The 14,418-nt window shown below is 73.9% G+C and carries 10 protein-coding genes and 3 pseudogenes; 5 read left to right on the plus strand and 8 right to left on the minus strand.

The window, feature by feature from the left end; all coding sequences use genetic code 11:
- The coding region (locus DMB66_RS19715; protein ID WP_199752508.1) for a WD40 repeat domain-containing protein at positions 1–1,363 on the plus strand (1,363 nt) is incomplete at its 5' end.
- A gap of 23 nt (positions 1,364–1,386) precedes the next feature.
- The gene (locus DMB66_RS19720) at positions 1,387–2,271 is read left to right on the plus strand and encodes a hypothetical protein (RefSeq protein ID WP_125805572.1); all 885 of its coding nucleotides are present in this window, start codon (positions 1,387–1,389) and stop codon (positions 2,269–2,271) included.
- A 27-nt stretch (positions 2,272–2,298) separates the two neighbouring features.
- Here DMB66_RS19720 and DMB66_RS19725 read toward each other — a convergent pair whose 3' ends face one another.
- Positions 2,299–3,087: an aminotransferase class IV gene (locus tag DMB66_RS19725; RefSeq protein ID WP_125805573.1), complete on the minus strand. Its 789-nt coding sequence runs from the start codon at positions 3,085–3,087 to the stop codon at positions 2,299–2,301.
- 9 nt (positions 3,088–3,096) lie between these two features.
- On the minus strand, positions 3,097–3,837 hold the full coding sequence (locus DMB66_RS19730; protein WP_125805574.1) for a DUF72 domain-containing protein: 741 nt from the start codon (positions 3,835–3,837) through the stop codon (positions 3,097–3,099).
- 104 nt (positions 3,838–3,941) lie between these two features.
- On the opposite strand from DMB66_RS19730, the pseudogene DMB66_RS19735 reads away from it, so the two are divergent.
- Positions 3,942–4,187, plus strand: a pseudogene (locus DMB66_RS19735) (BatC protein); the annotation flags it as partial.
- Between the two features lie 17 nt (positions 4,188–4,204).
- A pseudogene (locus DMB66_RS19740) lies at positions 4,205–5,460 on the plus strand (cupin domain-containing protein).
- A 151-nt stretch (positions 5,461–5,611) separates the two neighbouring features.
- Here the strand turns inward: DMB66_RS19740 and DMB66_RS19745 are convergent.
- The 5 genes from DMB66_RS19745 to DMB66_RS19765 form a co-directional block, all read right to left on the minus strand.
- Positions 5,612–6,340 carry a hypothetical protein gene (locus tag DMB66_RS19745; protein ID WP_125805575.1) on the minus strand — a complete coding sequence of 243 codons (729 nt, stop codon included), beginning with the start codon at positions 6,338–6,340 and terminating at the stop codon, positions 5,612–5,614.
- A gap of 76 nt (positions 6,341–6,416) precedes the next feature.
- On the minus strand, positions 6,417–9,065 hold the full coding sequence (locus DMB66_RS19750; RefSeq protein ID WP_125805576.1) for an FtsK/SpoIIIE domain-containing protein: 2,649 nt from the start codon (positions 9,063–9,065) through the stop codon (positions 6,417–6,419).
- Positions 9,058–9,957 (minus strand): hypothetical protein, encoded by a 900-nt coding sequence (locus DMB66_RS19755; protein ID WP_125805577.1) that lies wholly within the window; start codon positions 9,955–9,957, stop codon positions 9,058–9,060. Before DMB66_RS19755 ends, DMB66_RS19750 begins: the two co-directional genes overlap by 8 nt.
- Positions 9,958–9,961: 4 nt before the next feature.
- Positions 9,962–10,222 (minus strand): hypothetical protein, encoded by a 261-nt coding sequence (locus tag DMB66_RS19760; RefSeq protein WP_125805578.1) that lies wholly within the window; start codon positions 10,220–10,222, stop codon positions 9,962–9,964.
- Positions 10,223–10,332: 110 nt separating this feature from the next.
- Positions 10,333–10,707, minus strand: coding sequence for a hypothetical protein (locus DMB66_RS19765; RefSeq protein WP_125805579.1), 375 nt, complete (start codon positions 10,705–10,707; stop codon positions 10,333–10,335).
- Positions 10,708–10,794: 87 nt separating this feature from the next.
- Between DMB66_RS19765 and DMB66_RS19770 the strand changes: the two genes are divergently transcribed.
- Positions 10,795–13,341: an ATP-dependent Clp protease ATP-binding subunit gene (locus DMB66_RS19770; protein ID WP_125805580.1), complete on the plus strand. Its 2,547-nt coding sequence runs from the start codon at positions 10,795–10,797 to the stop codon at positions 13,339–13,341.
- A gap of 54 nt (positions 13,342–13,395) precedes the next feature.
- Here the strand turns inward: DMB66_RS19770 and DMB66_RS19775 are convergent.
- Positions 13,396–14,377, minus strand: a pseudogene (locus DMB66_RS19775) (LysR family transcriptional regulator).
- Positions 14,378–14,418 lie beyond the last annotated feature (41 nt).

Below are 14,418 nucleotides of genomic sequence, written 5' to 3' on the forward strand. Positions count from 1 at the left end.
GGCCGGCCTCGGGGACGGCACCAGGGCGACGTGGTCACTCGATCCGGTGCGCCGCCGCGAGCGGGTGCCGGAGGGTCTCGCGACGTCCACCCCGCCGAAGGACGTCGCGCACCTGTGGGATCAGCCGGCCACGGTGGAGCCGCTGTCGGGCAACCTGTTCGTCTATGGCCGGCGCGCCTCCGACGAGGCCGAGCTCGGCGGTTTGGAGATCTGGAACTACTCCCCGCTGCGGCGCGCCCGGCCCGACGTCGAGCTGTCCTCCCTGGGCATCCGATCGGACGTGCTCGCCCTCGCGCGATCCCGGCAACTGGTCGCGGTGGGGTCGGCGTCCGGCCTCATCGCCCTGATCGACCTCCGGAAGCCGATGCTCATCCCGGCCCAGCTGAACTCACCCATCCAGTTCAGCCCTGACGGCCGTCTGATCGCCTACGCGGGCGACGACCGGAGCGTCCGCGTGCTCGGCGATGGCCTTCGCCAGGTGGCGAGCTTCCGCCTGGACGGCGGCGACTACGTGACCACGCTGGCCTGGAACCGCGACGGCACCATGCTGGCCGCCGGCAGCCGCGGAGGACAGTTCGCCGCGTGGGATCTCGCCGGCGCCGAGCGGGTGTGGTCGACCAGCCTGCCCAAGGGAGACAGCCGCACGGCCTGGGCGGTCGCCGCCTTCTCCCCGGACGGGGACGCCATCGCGTACGGCTTCCAGAAGACCGTGAGAGTCGTCGATGTCGTGGACGGCGCGGCCTGGCCGGGCAAGCTGGTGACTCCCGGGCCGGTGCTGTCGCTCGCCTTCGACCCTCGGGGACGGTTCCTCGCCACCGCTGGCGACTACTCGGTCCGGCTGTGGAGCCTGCACAACCTGCGCACGACCGAAGAGGTCCGGTTCGTCTCGCTGCCGGGAGAGGGGGAGAACTTCCCCACCGCGGTGGCCACCAGCGGCGACGGTGCGCTGGTCGCCTGGCACAACCTGCCGAGACAGACGATGACGCTCTGGGACGTCGATGGATTCCGGGTGATCCGGGAGTTCTACGCGCCCGGCACCGGCATCGACGACGTCGCGCTCACCGCGGACGGCCGGAGGTTGGTGACCTCCGACTCCGACGGTGGTGCCACCCTCTGGGACGTGCGCTACACGGATCCCGTCGGCACCATCAGCGATCAGACGACCGTGCGGTCGGGCGGTCCGGGCCGGCTGGCCGTGGATCGCGGGGGCAAACGATTCGCCATGAGCTTCCCCGACGGAATACTGATCTCCGAGATCGGACCCTGGGCGCGCGTCCGCGCCGCCTGTGGCCTGCTCGGTCGGGTAGCCGCCAATCATCCGCAGTTGCGCTCGGCCCACCCCTGCCGGGCAGGAATCCGCTAGTTTCGAGCCGCCGGGAGTCGCAGGTGCCGAAAAAGAAGAAAGGCCAGAAAGCCACCGCCGAACCGAAGACCGCCCGGACGGCCAAGATCCTGTCGGGCCTCGGCGCGGTCGCCCTGCTCGCCGCCGGAGCCGTCCTCACGCCGCTGGGCCAGAAGGTGACGCAGAGCGTCTGGCCGGACGAGCCCACCCTCGTGCACGACGCGGCGTGGATGGAGGATCTCCAGTGCGATCAGGACCCGAACATCGCGGGACTGCCCGGAACCAAGGAGATCACCGAGTTCGCACCCGGCGGAGACGAGGAACTGCGGCGCGCGGCCATCACCGACCTCGGCGCCGTGGGCTGGTACCGGGGAAACCTCTACGTGACCCTGACGACCAAGACGAGCAACCCGGTGTACATCGTGGGAATCGATCTCGTCATTCATGAACGGCAGGCACTGACACCGGCCTGGGGCCTGGAGTTCAAGGAACCCTGTGGCGGCAGCGCCATCTATCGGCTCTTCGACGTGCTCCTCGACCATGACGTCATCAAAGACCGCGGCGTCGTCGAGCGGGGAGTGAAAGCCGAAGAACTGGGGACGGCGGAGCGGCCGCCGGCGGAGAAGGTCGGCCGGACCTTCACGGTGTCCCGCGACGATCCCGCGGAGCTCGACTTCGAGGTGTACGCCTGCACCGGCTACTACGAATGGGGCGTCGAGATCAGCTACATCACGGGCGACCAGAAGAAGAGCGTCGTTCTCGGACCCAAGGAAAACCCCTACAGGATGGTCGGCGGGTATCAGAACGTGCGCCGCTACCACGGAGACTTCAAGGGCACCAAGCCGGTGATCGCCAAGGGCCAGCAGCCGGCAGCCGACAAATCCCCACCTTCGGAGATCCCCGTTTCCGCGCGCGAAGCCTGCACCTGACGCGGCCACCCTGATCGACCTGATGGACTAAAGCTCGTCCCAGGGCACCGTGGCCCACGCCGCCCGCACCGTCTCGGCGAGCAGGCCGTCCTCCTTGAGCGGCAGCTCGTCGATGCTCGCGATCGGCCGCGCCGGGCAGTGTGAGTTCACCGCCAGCGCCGCCGCGAAGCCGCTGAGCTCCTCGGCGTCGACCGGCCGCACCTGCCACGGGGTGCCGGTCATGCTCATGGCGATCTGCAGCAGCACCATCGTGACGCCCTTGAGCATCGGCGCGGCAGGCCACACCACCCGCGCCCCGTCCCAGAACGCCACGTTCCAGGACGTGCCCTCGCGGACCCGGCCGTCGTGGCCGAGGAAGAGCGCGTCGTCGAAGCCGGCCAGCCGCGCCTCGCGTACCCGGTAGTTCAGCCCCATCGTGGCCTGGTGCTTGTGCTCGGGCAGCTCGCGTTCGTATCGCACGGTCTGCACCCGCAGCGGCGGGCCGGGCTCCTCGGGCGCCGGGTCGGAGACCGACACCAGCACGTCCGGCGGGGCCTGCTCGCCGGAACCCGGCACGAAGGTCACCCGGACGGAAGCGTCCCGGACATCACCGAGGGCGTGCCGGATCAGCCCGAGCAGCCGGTGCTCCTCGTCCACCCCGATGCGGTGGCCGAACAACTCCTCGGCCCCGTCGGCCAGCCGCGCCAGGTGCAGCGCCAGGCCGCGCACCCGGTGGTCGCGCACCTGCAGCGACGTGTAGTGCCCGTAGTTCAGGGTCGCGATCCGGTGCAGCCGCGCCAGGTCTGGCGCCTGCCCGTTCAGCTCGACGTTCAGCACCCCACCAACCTACGGCGTCCGGGTGACCTCGATCCCACGCCGCCGCGCCAGCGCGGCCATCGCCGCAGCGTCGGTGACTGCCGCGCCGCCGGGATCGTTGTTGAAGAACACATAGGTGGGTACGCCGGGCAGCCGGTCCAGCCAGCTCGCCAGCGCCGTACGCCCGTAGCGCGGCCACGGCTGCGCGCCCCCCTCGTGCAGCCGCAGATAGCCGAAGTCCGCGGTGACCCAGAGCGGGGTCACCGGCCGGCCCTTGCGATCGGCCCAGCTCAGCGCCGCGTTGTGCCGGCGCAGCAGGTCCCGGACCTCGTCGGTCCACCACGAGTCGTGCCGCGGCTCGACGGCGACCTTGACGCCCTCCGGGAACAGGCCCAGGGTCTCGTCCAGCGCCGACACGTCGATCTTGAGGGTGGGCGGGAGCTGCAGCAGCACCGGGCCGAGTTTGGTGCCGAGCGCCTCCGCGCGGCCGAGGAACCGGGCCACCGGCTCGGCGGGTTCCCGCAGCCGCTTGATGTGGGTCAGGTAGCGGCTCATCTTCACCGCGAAGACGAAGTCGTCCGGGGTGCCGTCGCGCCACTTGGCGAACGTGGCGCGTTCCGGCAGCCGGTAGAAGGCGTTGTTGACCTCGACGGTGGCGAACGACTCCGCGTACGTCTCGAGCCAGCGTCGCTGCGGCAGCTTCGGCGGATACAGCCGGTCGTCGCCCCGCCAGTCCTTGTACTGCCAGCCCGAGGTTCCGATCACGAGCATGCCGTGGCGATACCCACGTTCCGCATCGGTTAGACGTGATCGACCCGGGGTACGACCAGATCTCCACCTGCCCCGGGCGCCGGGGCGACACGAAGGAGCCAATCATGCGACTCAGCGACGGCGACATCACCGGCGGCAGCGGCATCTCGGGCGAGGGCGTGGCCGACGGCGGCGCCAACCCCAACGTCCAGGACGGCGGCGCGGACGGTGGCGCGGGCGAGGGCCCGGCCGACGGCGGCGCGAACCCGGCCGGTCAGGACGGTGGCGCCGACGGCGGTGCCGGTGCCGAGGGCCCGGCCGACGGCGGTGCCAACCCGGCCGGCCACGACGGCGGCGCCGACGGCACCGCGTCCTGAGGTTCGCGGCGATGACGAACCCGGTGCCGGGCGGCGACGAGGACCGCCCGGCTCTGGCCCGGGCGATCGCCGTCGACCCGGCGAAGTTCGCCGAGGCCTACTGGGGGCGCCAGCCGCTGCTCACCCGGGCCGTGGAGCTCGCCAACCCGGCCGGCTTCACCGACCTGCTGTCCCCGGACGCGGTCGACGAGCTGCTCAGCGAGCGCGGCCTGCGTACCCCGTTCCTACGGGTCGCCGACCGGGGCACGGTGCTGCCCACCGCGGCCTTCACCGGCAGCGGCGGCGCCGGCGCCGAGGTCGGCGATCAGGTGATCGATGACAAGATCATGAGCTTGTACGCGGGCGGCGCCACGCTGGTCCTGCAGGGTCTGCACCGGATCTGGCCGCCGCTGACCGACTACGCCCGCCGGCTCGGCGCGGAGCTGCGGCAGCCGCTGCAGGTCAACGCCTACCTGACGCCGGCCGGCAACAAGGGCTTCGCCACCCACTACGACACCACGACGTGTTCGTGCTGCAGGTGGACGGTACCAAGCGCTGGCGGATCCACGAGCCCGTCCTGCCGGAACCCCTCGAACGCCAGGGCTGGGCCGGCCACGCGGACGAGGTCGGCGCGGTGGCCGACGGCCCGGCGACCCTCGACGTCGTGCTCGCCCCCGGCGACGCGCTCTACCTGCCCCGCGGCTGGCTGCACTCGGCGGAGGCCCAGGGCGAACGCTCCCTGCACCTCACCTTCGGCGTCCGGGCCCTGACCCGGTACGCGCTGGTGACGGAGCTGCTTCAGCTCGCGGCCGAGGACCAGCGGCTGCGCGCGACCCTGCCGTACGCCCTGGACGTCGCCGACCCGGACGCCGTCGCGCCGGAGCTCGCCCGCACGGTCGAGGCCCTGCGCGACTGGCTGCTCGACGCCGACCCGGTCGCCGTGGCGGCCCGCCTCCGCGACCGGGACTGGCCCGCCCAGCGCCCGGCCCCGCTGCGGCCGCTGGCCCAGCTCGACGCCGCGGAACGGCTCGGCGTGGACGACCGCATCACGGTCCGCGACGGGCTGCGCTGGCAACTGCACCCGGACGGCCCGGAGCACGTGATGCTCCTGCTGACCGGGCGCACGCTGCGCTTCCCTGGCTATTGCGCGGCGGCGGTGCGCACCGCGCTGGACGGCGCACCGCACCGCGTCGGCGACCTGCCGGACCTGGCGGACGACACCGACCGCGTGATCCTGGCCCGCCGCCTGCTGCGCGAGGCCGTGGCGGTCCCGGCTGCGCCCGACTGACGCACCCACCGGCCTTGGCGCTTTCGAGGTCAGCGGATGCTGCGCCAAAGCCGTGCGGCGCCGGGACGCTACGTCGCTCTGGCCGCCGCGCCGGGACGCTACGCCGCTCAGGCCGGGACGCTACGCCGCTCAGGCCGGCACGCTACGCCGCTTAGGCCGCCGCGCCGCCCCGGGCCAGGGCCAGGACCAGCCCGGCGGCGATCAGGCTCGCGATCAGCACGGTCGCCACCGCGGAAGCGTCCAGCTGGGCGCTGCGCCGATCCGCCACCCGCTTGGCCGTGACCACGGCCAGGATCGGGCCGAGCAGCGCGACCACCAGCGCCACCACCGGCAGCCCGGTCGCCAGGTCGCCACCGGCCTCCCGCCCGGCCCAGCGCAGCGTCGACCACGCCGCCACCCCGACCGCCCCGCCGAGCGCGCCCAGCACCACGTACAGCAGCGAGGCGCCGCTGGACGGCTTGCGCGGCGTGGGCGCCCACGCCGCGGTGGCCGCCGCCTCCTGCAGGTAGTCCTCCGCGTCGCGGTCCCGCTGGTGTGGCACCGCCGGCTGCGGGGCGTGCGCGCCGAACCGGTCGGCCACCCGCCCGGCCTTGTGCGCGAACTCGGCCCACAGCACCGCGGAGCGGGCGTCGACCTCCTCGCGCTCGCGCTGGGCCGACTGCCACGCCGCCCGCGTCTCGCGGATGCGCTGGTCGGCGGCGCGGACGGCGTTGTCGGCCTCGATCGCGCGGCTGTCGTGCCACGCGCGGGCCTCGGCGCGGTGGGCGACGGCCTCCTTGTCCAGGTTGGTCAGCTTCCGGACGACGCCGCGGTAGTCCGGCGTGCGGCGTTCCACCGTGCCGTCGTGCTCCGGCGCGGATGAGGGCTCCGGCGCGGTCATGAGGGCTCCGGGGTGGCGATGAGGGTGGCGATGAGGGTGGCGATGAGGGTGGTGACGAGGGTGGTGACGAGGGCGATCATGACGGTCCGTACGGGATGATCACCTCGGCGCCGCGGTGCACCGAGCGGTCGAAGTGCAGCGCCCGCCAGGGCCGCGGATACCAGTTCGGCGAGCCGTGTCCCGGGTAGTACGGCGACAGCTCGCTGCCGTGCACGTCCAGCGCCACCCACGCTCCCACCATGTCCGTCCGGGATGCCTGCCCGCCGAGGGTGTCACGCAGCAGCGCCGCCCCGCGCCACCAGCCGATCACGTGGATGCGCCGCTCCGGGCCGTGGCGCATGATCTGGCGGAGCAGCTCGTGGCTGCCTTTGGGTGCCGCGTCGGCCGCGTACACGAAGATGAAGTGCGGCTTGTCGGCCGCGGTCCCGGACTGCGCGGACGCGGCGGCGTCCTCGAGCAGGAAGTCGATGTTGGCTTCGGTGAATTTGCCCGTGTCGTCCGAGGACAGCTGCGCGAGCAGTGCGGAGACCGCGGCTTCCGCGTCGGTGTCCAGGCAGGCTACCGAATACCGTGCCGCGCCCGGCGCGAACTGGGCCGCGAGCGACCGCGCGGCCGTGCCCAGCACCGCGCAGGCCTCGTCGACCCGGGTGCCCAGCACCGCGATGTTCCGGCCTGGCGCCCGGCGCAGCACCGTCCGCGCCGATCGCGAGGTGACGTCGATGGTCTCGCCGAGCAGCACCACCGGCGCGGCCACCGTGTCGGCCGGGGTGAACACGCGGAACTCCGGGCTGTCCTCCAGCCGGGGGATCGCGTCGCCGTCGAAGAGCCGGGGCGCGCTCAGCTCCGCCGGCCGGTGCCGCCACAGCCGGTGCTGCAGCTCGCTCCAGCGCTCCCGGTTGCCGGCGTCGGGCACCCGGACCACCCGGTTCGCCTCGGTGGCGCCCGAGTCGGCGTTGACGACCGCGTGGTAGCGCGGCAGCGAGTCGGCGGCCTGGTTCGTCTCGGCCAGCACGCGCCGGGCCCGGGGCAGCGCGATCCGCAGCGAGAACTGCGCGACCAGCGCGGGCCGGCCCCACAGCGCCTCGATGCCGGAGACGTCCTGGCTGGCCAGCACCAGGTGGATGCCCTGGGAGCGGCCCCGCCGGGCCAGGTCCTCGAGCAGGTTGACGGCCTCGGCCGCCACCGCGTCGCGGCCGGAGAGCAGCACCTGGAACTCGTCCACCACGGCGACGATGCGTGGCCACGTGCCGCCGGGATCCTCCGCCCGCAGCTCGGCCAGGTTGGTCACCTCGTGCCGCTTGGCCGCGTCCGCCCGGCTGCGCAGCTCGTCGGCGAGGAAGCGGAGCAGGGCCAGCCCGAACTCCCGGTCGGTGTTGACGTTGACGCCGACCAGCCGGACGTGCGGCAGCCAGCTCGGGTCGCGCCGGCCCGGGGCGAACCGGGCGAACGACACGCCCTCCTTGAAGTCCAGCAGGTAGAACGCCAGCTCGGCGGGGGAGTAGCGGGCGGCGAGGGAGCCCATCCAGGCGTAGATCAGGTTGGTTTTGCCGGTGCCCGACGGCCCGGCGATCAGGGCGTGCGGCGGGTAGTCGCTCAGCGTCACGTGCACGGGCGCGCCCTGCGGGCTGTCGCCGAGCGGCGCGGTCAGCGCGCGGGCGGAGCTCTGCTGCCACTCCTGCTCGGGCAGCAGGCTGTCCAGCGCGACCGGGGCCGGCCCGGCGGCCACCTCCTCGGCGATCTGCCGGCAGGTGCGGGTCACCACGGACGCGGGCGGCCCGGCGTCCAGGCGTACCGGAAGGTCACCGCAACCGCCGAGGCGCGCGGCGTCGCCCTCGGCGGCCTGGACCACCTCGATGCCGGCGGCGGGCCGCACCGGGAAACCCCGCATGATCAGGTGTACGCCGCAGGCGGCACCCGTGCGCAGCAGCCGGTCGAGCTGGCTGCGCTCGTGGCGCGACAGCTCGTCGGCGCGGCCGGCGCCCAGCAGGATCGCCACCCGCCACGGCTCGGGCCGCCGGCCGGTGGCGGCGGCGAGCTCGCGCAGCGACGAGTGCTCGCCGGCCAGCACGGTCTCGTTGATCCGCCGGACGTGGTCGACGAGCTCGTCCAGCAGCGCCGGCAGCCCGCCCGGGCCGACGAAGCTCAGCACCCCGGCCGGGGCCAGCGGGGCGAACCCGGCGAGGCCGCCGCCGAGCTGCTCGGGGTCGTAGCCGGTGAGCCGGACCCGGCCGGCCTGCGAGCTGCCCAGCGCGCGCAGCAGCAGGCCGGCGACCACGTCGTCACCGATGCGCTCGTCGCCCTCGACCACCACATGCCCGTGATCGAGCAGCGGCACCAGTGCGGGCACCTCCCCGTCGTACGGCAGCAGCAGCCGCCCCACCCGCAGCTCCGGCGCCGGGACCTGGGTGCCGGCGGGCGTCGGCCGCCACTGCGCCCAGGGCAGGCCGGCGGCGCCGGGCGCGGCCACCAGCGCCGTCTCGGCGGCGGCGCCGGCCAGCGCGGCCAGGTCGCGGTCGTGCTGCTCGTCGATCTCCCGCAGCCGCTTGTCGCGCTCGCCGGCCAGCCGGATCCGGCGCTCGCGGGCGGCGGCGACCACCCGGGCCCGCCGGGTCACGGCTGCCTCGTATGCGCGCTGGGCCGCCTCGAGGGTGTCGTCGGCCGCGCCGAGGGCGTGCGACAGCGCGGCACGGACCTCGACGACCTGTTGCGCCTTGGAGTCAGGCATCGACGCCGCGGGGTCGCAACGGCTCGGGGGCGCCCGGGTCGAGCGTCGCCGGGTCGCGGCCCAGGCGGGCCAGCAGCACCCCGGTCAGCACGCTCGCGGTGACCGCCGAGTCGGCCGGGTGGGCCGGGGCCTGCTCGGTCGGGGGCGTCCGGCAGATCCGGGCCAGCAGGGTGTCCAGCGTGGCCGGCGGGGTGCCCGGCAGCAGCGACTTGACCCGGCCGCCGGCGGCGCCGCGGAGCCGCTGCAGGTCGTCGGGCCCGGGCTCGTGGCCCAGCAGGTCGCCGGCGAGCCGGCGCAGCACCGGCGGGGTGACCGCAGACAGGCCGAGCCCGGTGGCGGCGTTGACGCCGTGCAGGTCGCGGCCGAGTCGCGCGCGGTCGCCCGAGCGCACCCCGGCGGCGACCCGGCGCAGCAGCTCGGCGGTGTCGGCGGTGCGTTCCGGCGGCGGCGCGCCGTTGGCCTGCGGCGGGGGCGGCGCCTCGCCGGTCAGCTGCTCCACCCGCTCGCGCCACCAGGGCCCGAGCTGCTCCGGCGGGGGCTGCTGCTCCTGCTGGCCCGGGGCCGGTGCCGGCTCGTCCTGCTTGTCCTTCTTCTCCAGGCCGGCCTTCCAGTCCTGGTCCGGCGGCGCGCCCGCGTCGGCGGCCAGGCCGAGGGCGGCCAGATAGGCGGCGATGGCGTCCTGGGTCAGCCGCAGGGCGGCGGCGGCGTGCTCGGCGTGCTCGGTGGCGTTGCCGAGCTGCGGCACGCCGATCGGGTCGACCGAGGTCTGCCGCACCCAGTTCAGCAGCTCGGTGGCGGTGCGCAGCCGCTCCATCGCCACCGTCACCTCGCCGGTGGGCAACTCGTCGGACGTGGCGCGGAGCTGGGCGCCGAGTTCCTGCAGCAGTGACATCGCGTTACAGCGTCGCCGTGTAGGTCTGCGCCTGCTCGACCGCGAGCAGCGTGGCGCCGAAGCACTCCTCCAGCTGCTGGTCGGCCTGCGAGAGGGAGGCGTGCGCGGCGCCGACCGCGTCGTTGGCGCTGCCGTCGAGCGCGGCGGCCAGGCTCTGCTGGGCCTCGCCGAGCTTCTCACGGGCCGCCTGGATGGCCGCCTGACCCTCCGTGACCTGTTGGAGTGCGGCATCCACGGCCGCTCTGAGCTCGGCGACGCTGGCCACTCGTGCAGCCTCCTGCGGTATCGACACGGCGGTAAAGACTCAGAATAGTCGCCTCACGTTGGGGCGGTCGTGCCCGCACGCCCCTTTCGCGAATTCATGCTCGCACGCCCTCATCGCGGAACCGCCGAGGGCCCGCGCACCTCCGCGCCGAGCGCGATCACCCGCCGGCGCAGCTCGCGATCGGCGGTAACCACCACGACCTGCCGGTCCGTGCCCTCGGCGGCCACCAGCGCCACGATCGTGTCGTCCCCGGAGCCGGGCGCCCGCTCGACCCGGACCCCGGCCACGCCCGGAACGTCCCGGGCGCGGCCCTCCACCACGAGCACGACCTCGACCGGTCCCGGAAGATCCGGCAGCCCCGCGGCGTTGATACCCACGAGGCCGTCGCGCAGGCGCGCGGTGGCCCCGGCGCGGTCCCGCCACCAACCGTCCGGCTTGGAGCCGAGGACGTTGGCGGCGTCGACGACCAGCAGCCCGACGTTCACGTAACGAGCGTCTCACACCGGAATCAAACGATCGTTCAGGACGCTGTGCTGTCCCGGACACCGATCCACCCGCAGAGAGAAGACACCATGAGCATCGGACCCCTGGGGCCAGGCGGCCCCGGTGAATTCGACGATCTGTTCGCCCGTTTCCTCGGCGCGGCCGAGCCACGCCGGTCCGCCCAGCGGATCGATATCACGAGATTCATGAGCGCGGACGCACGCGAGGTCCTGTTCGGCGCCGCCCGCCGGGCCGCCGAGGTGGCGCCCGCCGGCATCGGCATCGCGGACCTCGACACCGAACACCTGCTCTGGGCGGTGCTCCAGCAGGAGCCACAGCAGACCCTGGTACGCCGGGCCGGCGCCGACCCGGACGCCCTGCTCGCCGAGCTCGGCGGCGCCACCCGTGCCCCGGGCGCTCAGCTGCCCGACCGGATCGCCCTGACCCCGGCCGCCAAGCGCGCGCTGCTGGACGGCCTGCAGCTCTCGCGCGCCGTGGGCGCCTCCTACGTAGGCCCCGAGCACATCCTGATGGCGCTCGGCCTCAACGCCGACTCCACGGCCGGCCGCCTGCTGGCCGCCCGGATCGACCCGCGCTCGCTGGGCCGGGCCGAGCCGCAGCCCGGCCGCGGCGGCCGTGCCGACCAGCCCGGCGGCCCGGGCGGCACACCCACGCTGGAGGAGTACGGCGTCGACCTGACCGAGCTGGCCCGCCGCGGCGAGATCGACCCGGTCATCGGCCGGGCCGAGGAGATCGAGCAGGCCGTCGAGATCCTGTCGCGGCGTACCAAGAACAATCCGGTGCTGATCGGCGAGGCCGGCGTCGGCAAGACCGCCGTCGTCGAGGGCCTGGCCCAGCGCATCGTGGACGGTGAGGTGCCGCAGACCCTCGCGGGCAAGCGCGTCATCCAGCTCGACCTGGCCGGCCTGGTCGCGGGCACCCGCTACCGCGGCGACTTCGAGGAGCGGCTGCGCAAGGTCATCGACGAGATCCAGGAGCACGGCGACGGCCTGATCGTCTTCCTGGACGAGATCCACACCCTGGTCGGCGCCGGTGGCGGCGGCGAGGGCGGCGGCATGGACGCCGGCAACATGCTCAAGCCCGCCCTGGCCCGCGGCCGGATGCGGGTGGTCGGCGCGACCACGCTGGACGAGTACCGCAAGCACATCGAGAAGGACGCGGCCCTGGCCCGGCGCTTCCAGCCGGTGCTGATCGGCGAGCCGAGCGTCGCCGACACCGTGGCGATCCTGCGCGGACTGCGCGACAACTACGAGGCGCACCACCAGGTGCGGATCACCGACGAGGCGCTCGACGCCGCGGCGGAGCTGTCCGACCGCTACGTCACCGACCGCTTCCTGCCGGACAAGGCGATCGACCTGATCGACCAGGCCGGCGCCCGGGTGCGGCTGCGGGTCAAGACGCCGGCGGCGGACGTGCGCGAGCAGGAGCGGGCCGTCGAGCAGCTGACCCGCGACCGCGACCAGGCGGTCGCCGCGGAGAACTACGAGAAGGCCTCCGCGCTGCGCGACGAGATCAACGCCCTCCGGGCGCAGATCGACGGAACCGGCGTGACCGGCGTGACTGGCTCCAGCGTGCCGCAGGTGACCCCGGCGGACATCGCCGAGGTGGTGTCGCGGGCCACCGGCATCCCGGTCGCGCAGCTCACCGAGGAGGAGCGCGACCGGCTGCTGCGCCTGGAGGCTCACCTGCACGAGCACGTGATCGGGCAGGACGAGGCGGTCGCCGCGGTCGCCGAGGCGGTCCGGCGGTCCCGGGCCGGGCTGGGCGATGAGGACCGGCCGGTGGGCAGCTTCCTGTTCCTCGGCCCGACCGGCGTCGGCAAGACCGAGCTGGCGCGCACCCTCGCGGGCGCGCTGTTCGGCGACACCGACCGGATGGTCCGCTTCGACATGAGCGAGTTCCAGGAGCGGCACACCGTCTCCCGGCTCGTCGGCGCGCCTCCGGGCTACGTCGGCTACGACGAGGCCGGCCAGCTCACCGAGGCCGTGCGGCGCCGGCCGTACTCGGTGGTGCTGCTGGACGAGATCGAGAAGGCGCACCCGGACGTGTTCAACATCCTGCTGCAGGTGCTGGACGACGGGCGGCTGACCGACAGCCAGGGCCGGACCGTGAGCTTCAAGAACACCGTACTGATCATGACCAGCAACATCGGCTCGGACCTCATCGACGGTTCCAAGCGCACGGTCGGCTTCGGCACGGACTCCTCCGCGCCGGACCGGGAGCTGCGGGACAAGCTCGACCGGCGGCTGCGCGAGCAGTTGCGGCCGGAGTTCCTCAACCGGATCGACGAGGTCATCGTCTTCCGGCAGCTCGAGACCGGGCAGCTGCGGCGGATCACCGAGATGCTGCTGGGGGAGACGCGCCGGCGCCTGCGCGCGCGGGACGTCGGCCTGGAGATCACCACGGCGGCGATCGACTGGCTCGCCGACAAGGGCTTCCAGCCCGAGTACGGCGCCCGGCCGCTACGCCGCACGATCCAGCGCGAGCTGGACAACCCGCTCTCGCGGATGCTGCTCGGCGCCGACCTGGCCCCCGGGCAGACGGTACGGGTGGACACGGCCGGCGGCCGGCTGACCTTCGAGGTGGCGTCGCCCGCACCGGCGGTGGCCGCTTGACCTGAGCGGCAGGAAGCCCCGGTCCTGGTCAGGGCCGGGGCTTTCCGGTGTCGGCTAGGCCGCCGCGAGCTGGGCCCCGCCGAGCTGCGGATAGTCCTCGAGCCACTCGATGTAGAGCGGGTTGCGGGCCACCACCTCGTGGTAGGCCTCGCCGGCCGATGCCCATCAGCCGGGGCGCGACCCGGGCCGCGGGGCTGTCCGGGTGCCAGCCGAGCACCTGGCGCCAGCGCAGCGGCGCGCCCCGCAGCGGCCGGTGGGTGAGCCCCGCCGGCGGCCGGAAGGTCGGCTGGCACAGGGCCAGCGTCAGCCCGGACTCCACCATGTCGACGCAGCCGCGGATGTCGGTCTCCAGCATCCGGCGCGGGGTGAACCCGGCCCGCGCGCAGGCGGCGGCGAAGCAGTCGGCGAAGCAGCCGTCGCCGGTGCCGGCCACCCACTGCTCCTCGGCCAGCTCGGCCAGATCGACGTCGATGCCCTTGGCCGCGGGGTGGTCGTCGGGCATCAGCACGCACACGCCGTCGACCGCGATGGTCTGCCACACCAGGCCGTAGTCGGCGGACGGGATGGCGTCGCCGCAGACGCCGACCTGGGCGTAGTCGAGCTTGCCGGCCAGCACCATGGTGCACAGTTCGTCGACGTAGTACGACGCGTGGGTGGTGATCTGGGCGTCCGGCTGGGCCTCGGAGAGCCGGTGCACCATGCCGCCGATGACCGGTCCGCCGATCGCGCCGATCCGGTACCGGGTCATCACGTTCTCGTCCGTGCCGGACCCGGCGAGCCGGGCCGCCTCGTCCTGCAGGCCCTTCATCGCGGGCAGCAGCACCCTGGCCCGGGAGAGCACCAGCTCGCCGAGGGCCGTCGGCCGAGCACCGCGGCGGTCACGTTCGAAGAGCGGCCCGCCCAGGGTCCGCTCGATGCGTTGCAGCTGAGCGGTCAGGGCCGGCTGGGCGAGGCCCAGCAGCGACGCCGCCTTCGTCACGCTGCCCGTCTCCGCGATGGCAACAACCACCTTGAGATGCCGCAGCTCCAGGTTCATAGCGTGACGGTAGGACGTTCGCGGGATATCGGCTAGACCTT

This window comes from Actinoplanes sp. ATCC 53533, assembly GCF_003947245.1.